Origin of the sequence: uncultured Butyricimonas sp. (assembly GCF_959596855.1) — a bacterium.
Lineage (GTDB): Bacteria > Bacteroidota > Bacteroidia > Bacteroidales > Marinifilaceae > Butyricimonas > Butyricimonas muris.
The window spans coordinates 1-15,683 of sequence record NZ_CAUFYA010000051.1 but is presented as its reverse complement, the minus strand read 5'-3'; the positions used below and the strand labels follow the sequence as shown (position 1 = coordinate 15,683).

The 15,683-nt window shown below is 42.6% G+C and carries 11 protein-coding genes; 9 read left to right on the top strand and 2 right to left on the bottom strand.

The genetic code is table 11. The annotated features are described in order from the left end of the window. Positions 1-126: 126 nt before the first annotated feature. Positions 127-1,866 carry a hypothetical protein gene (locus tag Q5866_RS17590; protein WP_303181570.1) on the bottom strand — a complete coding sequence of 580 codons (1,740 nt, stop codon included), beginning with the start codon at positions 1,864-1,866 and terminating at the stop codon, positions 127-129. A gap of 290 nt (positions 1,867-2,156) precedes the next feature. On the opposite strand from Q5866_RS17590, the gene Q5866_RS17585 reads away from it, so the two are divergent. The 9 genes from Q5866_RS17585 (at position 2,157) to Q5866_RS17545 (ending at position 15,082) form a co-directional block, all read left to right on the top strand. Beyond that, positions 2,157-2,606 carry a YhcH/YjgK/YiaL family protein gene (locus Q5866_RS17585; protein WP_303181569.1) on the top strand — a complete coding sequence of 150 codons (450 nt, stop codon included), beginning with the start codon at positions 2,157-2,159 and terminating at the stop codon, positions 2,604-2,606. A gap of 65 nt (positions 2,607-2,671) precedes the next feature. Then, on the top strand, positions 2,672-3,820 hold the full coding sequence (locus Q5866_RS17580) for a serine hydrolase (protein WP_303181568.1): 1,149 nt from the start codon (positions 2,672-2,674) through the stop codon (positions 3,818-3,820). Positions 3,821-3,908: 88 nt separating this feature from the next. Further along, positions 3,909-4,496: a sigma-70 family RNA polymerase sigma factor gene (locus Q5866_RS17575; protein WP_227215418.1), complete on the top strand. Its 588-nt coding sequence runs from the start codon at positions 3,909-3,911 to the stop codon at positions 4,494-4,496. Positions 4,497-4,538: 42 nt separating this feature from the next. Further along, on the top strand, positions 4,539-5,669 hold the full coding sequence (locus Q5866_RS17570; RefSeq protein ID WP_303181567.1) for a FecR family protein: 1,131 nt from the start codon (positions 4,539-4,541) through the stop codon (positions 5,667-5,669). A gap of 183 nt (positions 5,670-5,852) precedes the next feature. Beyond that, positions 5,853-9,407, top strand: coding sequence for a SusC/RagA family TonB-linked outer membrane protein (locus Q5866_RS17565; RefSeq protein ID WP_303181566.1), 3,555 nt, complete (start codon positions 5,853-5,855; stop codon positions 9,405-9,407). 21 nt (positions 9,408-9,428) lie between these two features. Continuing rightward, positions 9,429-10,880: a RagB/SusD family nutrient uptake outer membrane protein gene (locus Q5866_RS17560; RefSeq protein WP_303181565.1), complete on the top strand. Its 1,452-nt coding sequence runs from the start codon at positions 9,429-9,431 to the stop codon at positions 10,878-10,880. Between the two features lie 19 nt (positions 10,881-10,899). Further along, positions 10,900-11,817 (top strand): hypothetical protein, encoded by a 918-nt coding sequence (locus Q5866_RS17555; RefSeq protein ID WP_303181564.1) that lies wholly within the window; start codon positions 10,900-10,902, stop codon positions 11,815-11,817. 62 nt (positions 11,818-11,879) lie between these two features. Continuing rightward, positions 11,880-13,901 carry a TlpA disulfide reductase family protein gene (locus tag Q5866_RS17550; RefSeq protein ID WP_303181563.1) on the top strand — a complete coding sequence of 674 codons (2,022 nt, stop codon included), beginning with the start codon at positions 11,880-11,882 and terminating at the stop codon, positions 13,899-13,901. Then, positions 13,898-15,082, top strand: coding sequence for a TlpA disulfide reductase family protein (locus tag Q5866_RS17545; RefSeq protein ID WP_303181562.1), 1,185 nt, complete (start codon positions 13,898-13,900; stop codon positions 15,080-15,082). Before Q5866_RS17550 ends, Q5866_RS17545 begins: the two co-directional genes overlap by 4 nt. A 78-nt stretch (positions 15,083-15,160) precedes the next feature. On the opposite strand, the gene Q5866_RS17540 is transcribed toward Q5866_RS17545, so the two are convergent. Further along, complete coding sequence (locus tag Q5866_RS17540; RefSeq protein ID WP_303181561.1) at positions 15,161-15,655, bottom strand: hypothetical protein; 495 nt, start codon at positions 15,653-15,655, stop codon at positions 15,161-15,163. Positions 15,656-15,683 lie beyond the last annotated feature (28 nt).

Sequence of the window (15,683 nt, the reverse complement as noted above, 5' to 3'; positions counted from 1 at the left end):
CGCTTACGGGCTCGCTATAAATCACTTCTTCCACCGTTAGGTAAGGGCGAAAGAAGTGAGGTGTATCGACCCGGTAAGCGTGTAGAAGTAGGATTACCCTAGGATTACTCGAGTAATACCATGTGTTTATTTATAGGTATATTCTATCTTTTCCGTGTTGGCGGGATTTTGAGGATCGGTTTTAGCGATCCATGCCCCGGTGTTGTCGTACTCGTATTTGTATTGCGGATCGACTTGATTACCGAATTCATCGTAATGGATGGTAATGTTACCCGTGATTTTTTCGTTTTGCAAATTTTCCTTCTCGTATGATATAACGGTCAAGTAACCATATGGGTTGTAATCGTAATGTGATGTTTGTTTCGTGATCGGGTTGTGGATGTCCGGTTTGAGGTTTATTTTGATTTCTTGTGTTAAACGTCCCTTGTTGTCATATGTCAAGTCGGTCTGGGCGTATATTTGCCCGTTGTCGTATTCTTGTATTTGAACGAGTTGTCCTTGATTGTTATAGGTTTCCGTGTGACTCTTGTCGTTATTCCATTTGATGTTTTTCATGCTGATATGCCCTTGTATGTTGTATTGACAACTTACTTGACACAGAATATTTCCGGATAGGGAATCCACGGATTCTTCCTCGAAGCATTTGCCGAGGTTGTTGTATTTAAAGGTGGTCGTGATGTTTGATAAACAAGAATCTTTTGCACGTGTTTTTTTCACGGATTGCAGCAGGTAGCCGTGGTCATTGTAATTATAAAAAATATTCGTGGTGGTGTCCCCCGAAACAAGGATTTCTCGGATGATCTTGTCGCCCGTGTAGTATTTGGTGTACGACGGAGCGGTCCAAATCATGGAATCCACGAATTGTTCTCTTAATTGGATGGCTTTATCTCTGAACTGTTTATACTTGTGTTCTTGTAAATATTGTTTTACAAGCGGGAGTTGTGCGGATGAATCAACTTGGGCAATGAGGATTACCAGATCAACGCTGTCATTCGTGTATTCGACTTCCGAGAGAAAGTTTCTTGAATAGCCGGAAAGATACGGGCAGTTGATGTACGCGTTGATGGCAGTTTTCATCTCTTCCGGTTTTTTGGCGTTTTTGACCATGTCGTATAAATGGATGTCATACATCTTTTCCACGTCGGTTTTATAAGGGCGGGGTTCTTTCGCTCCCGCGTAGAATGTTTTCAGTATAGGGTTGTTGAAATATAACAATATGGTTGAGTCGGTCGTGCAAGTGCAAACATTGTCGTACAATAGTTTATTATAGATGGTTGCGACGGCGGGATAGTTATACAATGTGTCGAAATCGATGAAATAGGTTTCACATTTACCCAAGGTCGGTTGTGCTTTCAAATCGGCGAACTGTACTTTTTCTTTTAGTGCGATGATCGAGTCGAATATTTTCGGGGTTATCATGTACTTGTATTTTGTCAATAATCCGAGTACGGCGCGTGAATCTTGTAATTGTGAGTCGGAGTAGGTCAATAGAGCGTAGATCGTGGAATCGGCTTTCCAGACGAAAGTTTCGAAATTTAAGCCGGCATCCCGGCAGATGGAACGAACACGAGCCCCGTCATCTTGCCGGTTTTCTTCCATACTGGTTTTCAGATAAGGTTCTACAGCCCCGAGATTCGGGTCGAAAAGAAGTGTTTCCAGAGCATCGGCAAGAGCGATTTCATGTTTATACGTTTCGGCACTTTTGGGGTCGATCCTCTCTTTTACCCTCGCGTATTTGTCTCGTTCGGCTCTCGCGATATGCTCGTAAAGTTTTTCAATCCTGTTTTGCTTTTGCGCGAAGAGATTCGTGTTGAATATCCCCGTGAAAAGGGTACAGATGATAATTGTTGGTAGTAATTTTTTCATATCGTTCTCAAATTTAGCGTAGTATCTACGTAAAATTAGGGATAAAGTTTGATATGAACAATATTTTTATTGGTGTTTTTTATGAATAAAGTTTACTTATATTGTTGATTTCGATGGGTATAGGCTTCTATAGGTAGAACTGGGTACTTGGTATCTTTTTGGTATTGGAAAGCGTAATAAGAGGAGAAGATTGAGGGGGAGATCGTATGATGTCGATATATTTTATCATGAGGAATGGATGGATTTTGAGGTGTATATGTTATCTTTGTTAGGCATTATAAATAAATGTTATGGTTATAAATATAATAGGTAATAGCGAGAGAATAGAGAGTCTGAATCCTTATTTCAAGGCTGTGTTCGATTATATAAAGACGCACGATCTGGCAGGTATGCCCGTGGGCAGAGTAGATATTGCCGGCGAGGATGCTTTTATTAAAATCGAGGATGCATGGGGACGAAGCGTGGAAGAGGCCGTTTATGAGCGACATGATAAATATATAGATATTCAGATGCCGCTGCTCGTGTCGGAGTCTTACGGGTGGAAAGCCAAAAGTCGGTTGGGGGAGGCTTCTGCTTCTTATAACGAGGAAGGGGATTATACTTTTTATAAAGATAAGGTGGAAGGTGTGTTCACGCTTTCTCCCGGTGAGTTCGTGATTTTTTTTCCGGAGGATGCTCATGCGCCTTGTATCGGTGAAGGGGTAATCCGGAAGATGGTGGCGAAAGTTAAACAATTGTAGATTTAGTGATTGACGATTTACGATTGTTGCGTGTGAACTTTTTGGTAAATTACAAATTCAGTTGTATGAAGAAATGGCATAAGATAGTTTTAGCGGTGCTGGTTGTTTTGACAATCGTTTATTTCTGTCTGCCTTATTACGCCCGGCAGGCTTTGATATACTGGTATCCTTCGATTGATGATTTGTCGATGTTCGAGAAACACACGGTGCAGAAGGCCGATTCGTCATGGACGTGGGCACACGCGAAAGATTATAACACTTACGAGATGAGTCCGGAGGATGATGCTTACCTGAATGATTTCCGTACGGTATCTTTTCTGGTGATTCAGAATGACAGTATCGTTTACGAGGAATATCGTTCCGGTTGGAATGACACGAAGACATCGAACATTTTTTCATCGACGAAGAGTATCGTGGGGTTATTGATCGGGGCGGCTTATGACGAGGGGAAGATCGAGAGTCTGGATGATCCCGTGTGGAAATATATTCCGGAATTCAAGGTCGGGGAAAAGAAAAATATCACGATTCGCCATTTGTTGACGATGAGTGGCGGGTTGAATTGGGACGAGGCTTACGCTTCTTTGTTTTCCGTGACGACGCACGGGTATTACGGGAATGATTTATACGAGTTGGTGACCGGGTTGGACGTGATTGAAGAACCGGGGAAGCAATTTTCTTACCGGAGCGGCGATACGCAGATATTGGCGTTTATCGTGGAAAAGGCAACCGGGAAAACAATTAGCGATTACGCGGAGGAGAAGTTATGGCGACCGATGCAGGCGGCACAGGATGCCTATTGGTTGTTGGATAAAAAGGACGGGGATGAGAAGTCATTCTGTTGTTTCCATACCACGGCGAGGGAAGTGGCACGTTTTGCCCGTCTGATGCTTCATCACGGCAACTGGAACGGGAAGCAATTGATCTCGGAAGAATATATCAATGAAGCCATGAGCCCGGCAAGTTACTTGAAAGACGAGTGGGGTAAGGATTCGTTGGATTATTACGGTTTCCAGATATGGATTATGAATTATCACGGTCAGCGGAACCCTTATTTCCGGGGAATGCTGGGGCAGTATATTATCGCTATACCGGAACGGAATGCCATTATTGTCCGTTTGGGACATAAGAAAGATGAAAAACGTATCAGGGAAACTACCCGTGACGTGTATCGCTACATGGATATCGGGACGAAGATATTGGATGGCAGAAAATAGGGCGACTTTGTCATATATCCTATTTGTAAATTCAACGGATAATGCTTATTTTTGTTTTACAAATGGGTTATAATAAAGAGTTTTACAGATGCAAGGGAGTGATGACAAGATATGTTTACTATTGCAAAACGGTAAGGAAGAAGGGATCGACTTGCTTTTTGTGAAATATTACAAAAGCTTAGTGCTTTGGGCTGATACCTTTTTGAATGATATCGTGAAGTCGGAAGATATCGTGCAGGAATTTTTTGTCAAATTATGGGAAAGGCATTTGATAGCTGATTTGCGTCCGGATACTTTAAAATATTATCTTTTTACTTCTGTAAAAAATTTAGCTTTGAATGCGCTCGAGAAAGTGGATCCTTTAAAAAAAGCATATGATGTAAATTTGATTGATACTCCCCAGATTGAATACGATGATTTGACCGAGGAATTGTTATGTCGGGTGGAGAGTGAGATCGAGAAATTGCCTCCTCGGAGTAGAGATATCGTGAAAGCGATTTACATGGAAGGGTTGCGATACAAGGAGGTCGCGGATAAATTTAATATTTCTGTCGCCACGGTTAAAACTTTATTAGTGAATGCATTGAAGAAACTGAGGGCGAATTCGACGGGAGTAGATTCTATTCTTTTACACTTTTTCTTGAAAAAATCAGCGATAAGATTCAACCGTTTTTAAATTCTTCCTGTATTATAGTTAGAAAAGTAAGATGACTATAATATGGAAGATATAGAATCAAGGTTAATGGATTTTTTTCTTGGCGAACTTGATAAAGAAGAAGAGAAAGAAATTTTGCATCAAGTAGAAACTGATGAGGAATTTCGGAAAATATTTATTCAAGTTCGTTCAAAACATTTGGATATGCGATGGGGTGTCCGGGGGGAATTAGTGAAAGGCGACGTTCATCGAGTGAAACGGTTGATTAAACGTCGGCGATTGATAAAGGTGGGTATGCGTGTGGCTGCTGTCTTTGTATTGCTATTAGGTGTGGGTATTCTTTGGATGCCATCCGATTCTAAGGTTGAAGAATTTGCTCAAGAGCATCAGATAACTCCGGGAAAAAATCAAGCGTACCTTTATCTTTCCAACGGGAAAAGTGTTTTACTTTCTCGGGAAAATCGAGAATTACGTGAAGATAACGGGGTTTCCATTTCGGTGAGCGCTGAGGGGAAAGTGCACTATAATGTTGAAGAGAAAGACGGGGCGGCTCGTTCTTTGTTCAATCGTTTGGTTGTGCCTAGGGGAGGGGAATTTATGATTACGCTGGAAGATGGAACGAAAGTTTGGTTGGATGCGGAAACCGAGTTGCGCTACCCGACTAATTTTGATGCTCAAAACAGGGTAGTCTATTTAAAAGGAGAGGCTTATTTTGAGGTGGCGAAAATGGAGGGTAAACCTTTTGTCGTGAAAATAGATCAGATGTCGGTCAATGTATTGGGGACTAAATTCAATGTGAATAATCGAGAGGCAGGTGTCGTGCAAACCGTGTTGGTTGAAGGAAGTGTTAAACTAAAATCCCCAAGGGGAGAAGTTTTAATGGTACCTAATCAAAAAGCTGAATACCATGGTGGTGATGAGTGGGTTGTTGAAGAGGTGGATGTTTCTCCTTATGTAGCGTGGAAAGATGGTAATTTTGTTTTCAATAATGAATCGTTAGAGCGTATTATGAATAAATTATCCTCGTGGTATGATGTCGATGTTTTTTACGCGAATGAAGAAGTCAAAAATGTGAAATTGACAGGTGATATGATGCGATATAAAGATATCCAAGAACTATTGTATTTTTTTGAGAAAATATCGGATGTTAAATTTTTAATTAAAAATAGGACTGTAACAGTAAGTTATAAATAAAATGATGAAGATGTGCAACCATCTCCATCATCTGACTAAAATCATGAACAAGCACATTGGGAAGCGTCCTTGTTCAATCGTTTAATTATTAATTACAAATCTATGAAATGTAAATTGATTTTTGCCTTATTGAGGCGAAAAAAAACAAGAATGTTCAGAATTATGAAATTATTTTCGGTTTTTATGTTTGTATTTGTCTTTGGGACAGCTGCTAGCAGTTTTTCTCAACAACAAATTGTAACGTTGAATATCCATCAATGTGATGTAGGTACATTGTTGAAGGAAATTCGTAAACAAACGGGTTTGCGATTCGTGTTTAACGAGGAACATATTATGAAAGTGGACCGTTTTGATGTAGTTGTAAAAAATAAAACGGTAAAAGAAGTTTTGGATAATGTATTTGCAAAAAGTGATTTGAAATGGTATTTTGAAAATGATGTCATTTTTATTGTTCATCAAACTTCCCCGAAAGTGGCACAAGATTCTATTTTATCGGTAAAAGGTATAGTGAAAGATGAAAAAGGGGAGGTTCTGCCGGGTGTTACTGTTTTGGTTAAAGGTACGACGCTGGGTGTAGCGACAGACGTGAACGGAAAGTTTACCCTGCATATGCCACAAAGAGATTCGGTTGTTTTGCTGGTATCATTTATCGGGTATCAGACGGAAACAGTTTATGTGGGAAAAAACAATAAGGAATTGGATATTCAATTAAAACTTGATGTGACCGAGATTGCGGAAGTAGTGATCACGGGTTACGGGAAAGTAGATAAGCGATTGTCCGCCAGTGCGACCACGTCGATAAAGATGGATGATATCCGCATCCCGAACGTGGCTTCGGTGGATGCCATGTTGCAGGGACGGGTACCGGGATTGATGGTGATGACAAGTTCCGGTAGCCCGAACGCAACCCCTCGAATGAGAATCCGCGGTTCTTCCACGATTCATGGTAACGCGGCTCCGGTATGGGTAGTGGACGGGATAATTCAGGAGGACCCGGTGGACTTATCAAATGACGAGATTAATAACGTGATTGCCGGTACGGATGCTACGTTGCGGGGACAATTGAATGATAACGCCAGTTTCAGTTTGTTGGGTAACGCTATTTCCGGGTTAAATCCGAGTGATATTGAAACCATTACTTTTTTGAAAGATGCGTCAGCCACGGCAATCTATGGAACCCGTGCGGCTAATGGTGTGATAGTGGTTACGACTAAGAAAGGGCAAGTCGGTAAACCTTCTGTCAATTTTTCTTCTTCTTTCGGGTTCACGGCTCGTCCGAGATACGAGGATTATCATTTGATGAATTCAAAAGAACGTGTTGGGGTGTCGAGAGAGGTGGCAGAGAGCGGTTATCTGTATTCGATAATGCCATTTTCTACCGGTTACGAGGGAGCTTTGTTTGATTACTATGACGGAAAGATAAATAAAAATGAATTTGATGCACGTGTGGCCTCTTTGGAAACGATGAACACGGATTGGTTTAAAATCCTGTTCCGGAACGCTTTCAATCAGGACTACGCTTTGAGCGTATCCGGCGGAACGGAAAACACCCGCTATTATCTTTCCGTGGGATTTAATGACAGCAAGGGAAGTACCAAGGGCGATAATTTACGGCGGTATAACGTGAACATGAACGTGAACACGAAAATCGGTCGTTTCGTGGATGTCGAGGGTAAATTAAGTTTTTCAGACCGGAAATCCGACGGTTTCTACATGGTAAATCCTTTGGATTACGCGTTGAAAGCGTCACGGGCTATCGGGAAGGATGAATTTTACACGACTCGGTTGACGACGGTTGCGGGTTTATCATCTAATTATCCGTTGACATATAATATCTTGAACGAGCTCAAGCATACTGGCAATGAGGCAAAGGTTCGCCAGACAAACGCCAGCGTGGGTGTTAATGCCAAGATTTTACCCGAGTTGACACTGAATACGCTTTTCGGGGTGACTTATGCCAACACGTTGAACCAGAAGTGGGCGGGCGAGCGTTCATTTTATATTGCCGAAATCCGGGGATATGATTACGGGAGTGTGGCACCGAATAGTGCGGAGGAGAAAGCTTCCCGTTTGCCTAAAGGGGGAATTTTGATTTACGAGAATAAAAATAACACGACATTCACGGCTCGTGCGTCCATGAATTATAATAAAGTATTTGCAGAGAATCACGTGGTGAATGCCATGCTGGGGTACGAGATTCGTTCCATCAAGTACGACGGTTTCAACACGACGGAATGGGGGTATTTCCCGGATAGAGGACTGGGTATCAGCTACGAGTACGACACGGGAACTTCCGGAAGCACATCCCTGAATGGTAATTCCTCGTTGGATAAACATACTGCGAAACTAACCAATACGATATCCAACACGGTTTCGGGATACGCTACCTTGGTATATGCTTTTAAAAACCGTTACGTGTTGAATGCCAATATTCGTATGGATGCTTCCAATCGTTTCGGGCAATACACGAACAACAAGGCTCTGCCCGTGTGGAGTGTGGCAGGACGTTGGAGTGTGTCGGAGGAACCTTGGTTCCGCCGTTTGGGTGAACAAGCTGAATTGAATTTGCGTGCTTCTTACGGTCGGCAGGGAAACGTTCCTACATCCGTGGGACCGAACTTGGTGGTGAAATACCCGCAAACGGTAATTAATCGCTGGTCGGGAGAGTACGTGTTGAATATTAGTCGTTTGCCTTACCCGAATTTGCGTTGGGAAAAGACGACCACGATTAATCTCGGGTTGGATTTTTCATTCTTGAAAGGACGTATCAGCGGTACGATGGATTACTACTACAAGAAAGGAAACGATATTATCTTTAGTCTGGATGTACCTGCCGAGTTCGGTGTTGCCAAAACTTACAAAAACGGGGCGGACATAAAGAATACCGGTTTCGAGTTGGCTTTGACCTTCGTGCCCGTGCGGACAAAGGATTTCACGTGGACGATATCTCCGATTTATTCGAAGAATAGCAACAACGTGGAGAATACCGGAAAGAGCGAGTACACGTACACGGATTACTTGGTAGGAAACGCTTTCGAGAGCGGTAAACCGGTGAATGCTATTTATTCATGGAAATTCACGGGCTTGGACCCGCAATACGGTTATGCGACCTTCGCGCATACTTCACGAGTACAAGGTGACGTGGAAAAAATGGATGACCCGAAACAATACTTGGTTTATTCCGGTCAGAAAGACCCGAAAATCAGTGGAGGTTTCACCACCAGTCTGCGTTACAAGAATTTGACCTTGAATGCTAATTTCGCTTATAGTTTCGGGAACGTGAAGCGTTTGAACTTCTTGTACGAGGGCAAGTTTATGATGCCGTCACCGCAAGATAATTTGCATTCCGATTTGTTGAAGCGCTGGAAGAAACCGGGTGACGAGGCAAAGACCAATATCCCGGGATTCGTGCTTGACGGAACGAGCGAGTATAATTTGTATGTACCTATCCCGTCAACCGTGACGTTGAACTCTTATGATATGTACAATTACTCGGATATTCGGGTGGTAAAAGGAGATTTCCTGAGATGCCGTAATTTGTCGGTATCTTACGTGGTGCCACCGAAATTTGTACAGAACTTGGGATTATCCACGGCGTCCTGCACGTTTAACGTGACAAACCCGTTGACGATTTGCAGTAGCAAATTCCGTGGGCAGGATCCGGAACAGGAAGGAACAGGAGGCACGGCTTTGCCGATAATCAAGACCTACACGTTTTCTTTAAACATCAGTTTTTAATCTTTCAAAACGAGTGTAACTATGATTTCTAAATTGAATATAATCTTATTGACCGTGCTCGTTTTAGCGAGTGTATCTTGCGGAGATTTTTTGAAAGAAGTTTCGCAGGATGAGTTTGAACCCTCGACAACAACTGCTTACACGGAGTTGTTAAACGGGGAAGGATACAGTTATAGTACGCTGGATGCCTTGACTTGGTACATGGATGACGATGTAGACGGGTGTACATCTTATACTCCGACTAAAGAACAGATGGCCTATAAAGATGTTTTCACGTGGCAATATGATATGGACCAGTCTTTAAAAGAGGCACATTCTCAAGATCAAAGTACGTATGAAAATTTTTATGCCAAAATTATGGCTTGCAACGTGGTGATTGATAATGTAGAAAACTCTTTAGGGACAGAATCCGAAATCGCGAATGTTTTGGGTGAAGCTTTGACTTTGCGGGCGTATTATTATTTCCATCTGGTAAATATTTTCGCTACCCCGTACAATGATGTACGCTCAACTCCCGACCGGAGATTAGGAGTTCCGTTGGTTATAAAATCCGAGATATTGGATGAAGGCTACGCCCGTAACACGGTGGCGGAAGTGTACAAACAGATCACGGGAGATATCGAGCGGGCGATTGTTTTGTTGGAAAAAGACAAAGTGAATAACGGACGTTTCCGGGTGAACTATGTGGCAGCTCACTTGATTGCTTCTCGGATTTATCTTTACATGGAAGAATGGGATCAAGTGATTGACCATGCCACGAAGGCTATGGCGGGAGCGCCGAAATTGGTGTATTTACCGGATTACGTGTATAATGTTCCTGCCCGTCCGGAAAATTCAAAGAATCCGGTCGTTTCATCCGATTTCCCGGAAACGATATTCGTTTACGGGGCTATGCCCGGAAGTATGAGGTTTGCCGGAACTCCCGTTTGTCTGTCGGATGATGTTGTCAATAGTTACACGGATAATGGAGATAGCCGGAATGGAAAATATTTCAAGAAAACGGAAAGTTATCTTATTTATCCTTACATGGAGTTGAAACACGGAATTGCGGAGCGGGGTTATGTATGGCGTACAGCCGAGTTGTACTTGAACCGGGCAGAAGCGTATATGCAGAAATACAAGGCAGGAGAATCGTCCGCGGGACAGTTGGCTGTGGACGATTTGAATGAATTGCGGAGTAATCGGATTACGAATTACTCGGATTATCAATTGAGTACGGCAGAGGATTTGGAGAAACTTTGCAAATTGGAACGTCGTCGGGAGTTGATATTCGAGGGACACCGTTGGTTTGATTTACGTCGTTACGGGATGCCGCAGATTCAGCACAAATGGATTGCCGACGAGGGGAAAACGACCACGTACACGTTGAGCGAGAAAGATCCGAGTTACACGGTGCCTATACCTCAAGCCGTGTTGGATAGGAACAAGAATTTGGTTCAGAATGAATTGGCTCCGGATAGACAAGGTTATTAATTGATAAAACATAAAAGAGATGAAAAATATATTGTTTCTGTTATTGTTGATGGCGGGCGTTATTGTGGCTTGCGATGAGGATAAGCTGACTCCGTCCGCTCCTCAGGAGTTTTACGAGTTTCCACAAGGAGATTCCGATTATGATAGGGAATTTGTGGCTTTCTACGAGAAATACAACACCCAGTTCCTGTATAAATACAAGGAAAGTGACTTCCGTTGGAACGTGACGAGTTACATTCCTTTTTATTCAGTTCCCGCGGATGAGGCATACGTGGAGAAAGCTTACCGTTTTATCAAAGATCGGTGCCTGAACCCGTGGGGTGAGAATTTTTACAAAAATATTTTACCGATGCGAATATTATTGGCATCGCGGATTTATAGCGTGGAGCAAAAATATGGTTCTGTTTGGGATGAAGGAACGCAACAGTGGGAGTATAAAAGCTATAATGATACGACTAATCATGCTTCCGCTTACGGTCTGAATCATATCGCGTTTGGTTACACGAGCGAGCAATTGGATGAATTGACTCCGGAGGAACAATTGAACACGGTGGGTGAGTTGAACAAGTCTTTGATCGGTTATGCTGCTTCCCGGAATAAAATTGAAATACCGGCAGAGTTTGTAGAATGGTACGATAAATACAGAAACAATGTTTGGGATGGAGGTGAGTACGGTTGTGGTTTCCTTGAATACTACAAGGATATGGATGCCGCCTATGACTTCGGACTTTATGTGAAATACTTGACCACGATGAGCGAGGAGGCTTTTAAGGCATGGGCGTTATCGGATGAGGTAGACTCGAGTCAAGATTGGGATCAGGCGTCCGGCACGTACAAGCGTACCCATGCGATTAAAAACAAGTATGAGATTGTGTTGCAATATTTTAAAACTCAGTTTAATATAAATCTTCACGCGATAGGAAATCAAGCTAATTAAATAATTCTGTGATTGATTATCGATTAATCAATCACAGAATAGATAAAATATAGATAATCACTATGAAAAGTAAGTTCGTAATTATTGTAATGCTGTTATGTAGCCTTGCTGTCAGAGTATTCGGGCAAGAGGAAAACGTCGCTCAAGACCCGCGAGAGAACTCTCGATTAACATTAAATCCGGAGGTTCCGATTACCGGTCAGCCTTTAGAATTGGTTTATGACCCGGCAGGCGGTCCGCTAGAGGGGAAGACAGACTTGGTCGGGATAGTATATATGTATAATTTCTATCGTTGGGAGATCAGCGATGTGCAGTTGAAACAAGACGGAGAATTGTGGAAAGGTACATTCGACGTACCGAATAATTGTGCTTTCATTGCCTTTAAATTTCAATCCACGTTTACTTTACAATCGGATACGACGGACAATAATGAAGATAAAGGATATATGTTTATCCCGAAAGACGTTGTCGGGGATTACCTGCCGGGAAGGTATCTTGCTTGGGGAATGTTCCGTATGCCTTCATTTGGTGAAGGTACTGGAAATTATTTCTCGGGGAACTACAAGGAAATTACCGATGAAGCCTTGATGTTTTGGGTAGATCAGGAAACGAAACATTATCCCCAGTACGGACGTCATTTTTTCGGTATAATGAAGTCCGTTTTGAGAAAGATGTACGGGGAAAATGCCAGTCGGGGAATAGCACATTTGCTTAAAACAATGGAGAGCCAAGCTGATTTGACAGAGAATGAATACATGGAAATAAGCCATACCTATTGTTATGATTTAAAGAATAAAGAAAAAGCGGATAGTGTAGATCGGGTTATTCTCGAAATGTTTCCCCGTGGCGGTTTAGCCCGGTTTAACCGTTCTTTTACATTAAACACCGTTCCTCCCGATGAATATTTTGTCGTTGCCGAGCAATTCAGGAAAGATTTCCCGATAGCGGAGTGGCGAAAGAATCCCGATTCGAAAGGGTTCGTGTACTCTAATTTTTACCGGGAACTGGCTGTAAAATATTATAAGGAAAGCGACTACAAGAAATTGGAGGAAATATTGCCGGAAATGGATATGGTTATGCTTAATGCTGTTTACAAGAAAACCGTGGAATACGCGATTCGGAAAACTCCCATCCCGGCAGAAACTTTTGTCGACATATCCAAGAGATTTATTGACGAGATGATACGGAAAGTGAATGACGGTTCTTATATGCAAGGATTGCAATATTCACCTCGGCAAGCGGAAGAATTAGCTCGTCAGTGGTTGTATTATTATATTAGTGTTCATGCGCAGGTGGCAGAGAAAAGTGGGCGTTACGAGGAAGCCGTCAACACGATGAATGCGATAGAAGAAGAGCAACGATATCTCTTTTATCCGGCAGGGAACGAGGCGTATGTGGCAAGTTTGGAGAAATTAGGACGTCAGGCTGAGGCTTTCGAGGCGATGAAAGGGGCAGCAGGTGCAGGACAGATGACTCCGGTTATTTATGACAAATTGAGAGAGTACTACAATGGCTTAAAAAAGAAACCGGCGACTTTTGAAGCTTGGGTATCATCATTGAAGCCCCAAAGTGAAGTGGAAAAAATAAAGAATAAACTTCGGGCAAAGATGATAGACATACCTTTTGAGCCGTTTGCTTTGGAATCGCATCTCGGCGGTAAGGTAAAATCTGCAAGTTTCAAAAAGAATGATATCGTGATTCTCGATTTTTGGGCATTGTGGTGCGCCCCGTGTATCGCGGCGTTAGACGGGATGCAAATGGCTGTAGACCTTTATGCCGGTGATTCAAGCGTGAAATTCTATTTCATCATTACGCAGGACGAACCCAATAAAGAAAAAATAGATGCCCTGTGGAAAAAGAATAATTTCCACGACATGGAGGTGCTTTACGATGCAAATCGAGAGGGAAAGAAATCTCGTGATATGGTATATAAATCCATGTTCCCCGGGACTTCGGGCATTCCCCAGAAAGCCATCCTTAAAAACGGTCGTATCCGTTATCTGGCAGAGGGATACGGTGGAAGCCCCAGCGGTTTGATGGATGAAATTTCTTACGTGGTTGAAATGCTAAAAGAGGAAAAATGATGGTATTCAAAAATAGTTTTATAGTCCTGCTGCTTGCGGTAGCGGGACTCTTTTGCTCCTGCGGGGACGGGAATAATTACACGCTTACTGGTAGTCTGCCGACACGTTACGACGGATGTCGGGTATTGTTATCCCCCGCGACATATTATTTCTCGCCGGATAAATCCACTCCGGTAGATAGCGGTATAATCAAAAACGGAGAGTTCCGGTTCCGGGGAACGGTACAGGAACCTGCGGTGTTTGTATTGACCATAGAGGACGTTCGTGACAACAGGATTCCGGGAATGTCTTCCGTACCGGTGATTATCGAGCGTGGCAATATTAAAGTTCTTTATGACACGACAGGGATAACCTTGTCCGGAACCCCTGCTAATGACCGTTACATGGCGACAATCGGGAAAGGAAAACAGGAAATTCAACGCAGAAGCCAAATATTATTCCGCGAGCGGGATAGCGTGCAGCAATTAGCGGGAAATGTCAGTAACGAGATAAATAATTACTACAACGAGCAAAGTCGAATTATCTTTAGAGAAATCATGGTACCTGCTGCCGAGGAATTTATCAGCGAGTATGCCGGAACAAGCACGGGTGATTACTTTTTCTTCACTTGTTGCTCGAAAGATATTTATAGTGATGCATTTGTCGAGAGAATTTACCCGACAATCAATCAGGAACTTCGGGAGCAATACGAAACGTTCATAAGGACACGTCAGGAAAAGCAGAATTATTTTTCTAGTTCGCAAAAAGCAACGGAAGTGGGGAGGCCTTTCCGTGAGATTGTTGCGCGAACTATCGAGGGGAAAGAAGTCCGTTTGTCGGAACAAGTGAAAAAAGGAGGACTCGTGTTGTTGGATTTTTGGGGTTCGTGGTGCGTGCCCTGTATTCAAGAAATGCCTTTGTTGAAAGAATTGTATGGAAAATACGGGAAAAAAGGCTTGGTAATCATCGGTATCTCGCTTGACAAAGAACGGGAAAAATGGCAAAGTTCTCTTGAAAAACATAAACCGATAGGAATTCAAATTTCCGAGTTGAAAGGTTGGGAAAGTGCTTCCCGTAATGATTACGGGGTTCAAGCCATACCGTTCACGCTGCTGATAGATGGTGCCGGGAAGATTATTGCCCGCAATCCGCACGGTCCGAAATTGGTCGAAGCCGTAGAGGAATACTTTAATCGTAAGTAAGTTAGTGCTTTTCAGTTAAACAGGAGGGAGTTAAAAGTCATTTTAAACTCCCTCCTGTTTTATATTCTTAAGGTAGGCTCAATTATTCTCTCCGCAACCGCCGCATCCTTTGCAGTCATGCTTCTTTCCGTTCACAGCCGGGTTATCTTGTCCGCCCCGTTGTCCGCGGTGATTCATGCCTTCTTTGCGGCGTTTTTCCATTTCTTGTTTTCTCTTTTCCAAGTTAGTTTGGTAAATTTTATATTGCTCTTCCGTCAATATTTTCTTTAAGGATAAATTTTGTTGGTCTTCCATTTTCTTGTTGTAGAACATCACGGAATCACGTTGTCCTTGGTATTTCTTCATCAGTTCGCCTCTTTTCTTGAAGTTTTCCGTGAACAATTCCTTCACTTGTTTTTCTTGTTTCTCGTCGAGTTTCAGCTCGGTTTTCATTTGCTCTACCATTTTTTTGACCATTTCTTCGGGGTTCATGTGACCTCTCGGGCCTCGATGTTGTGGACCTCGTTCTTGTGCATTCAAGCTTAATGTAATTAAAAGGAATAATGAAGAAATGATTAGGGTTAAAGTTTTCATGTTTTATTCTTTAATTGTTTATAATCGC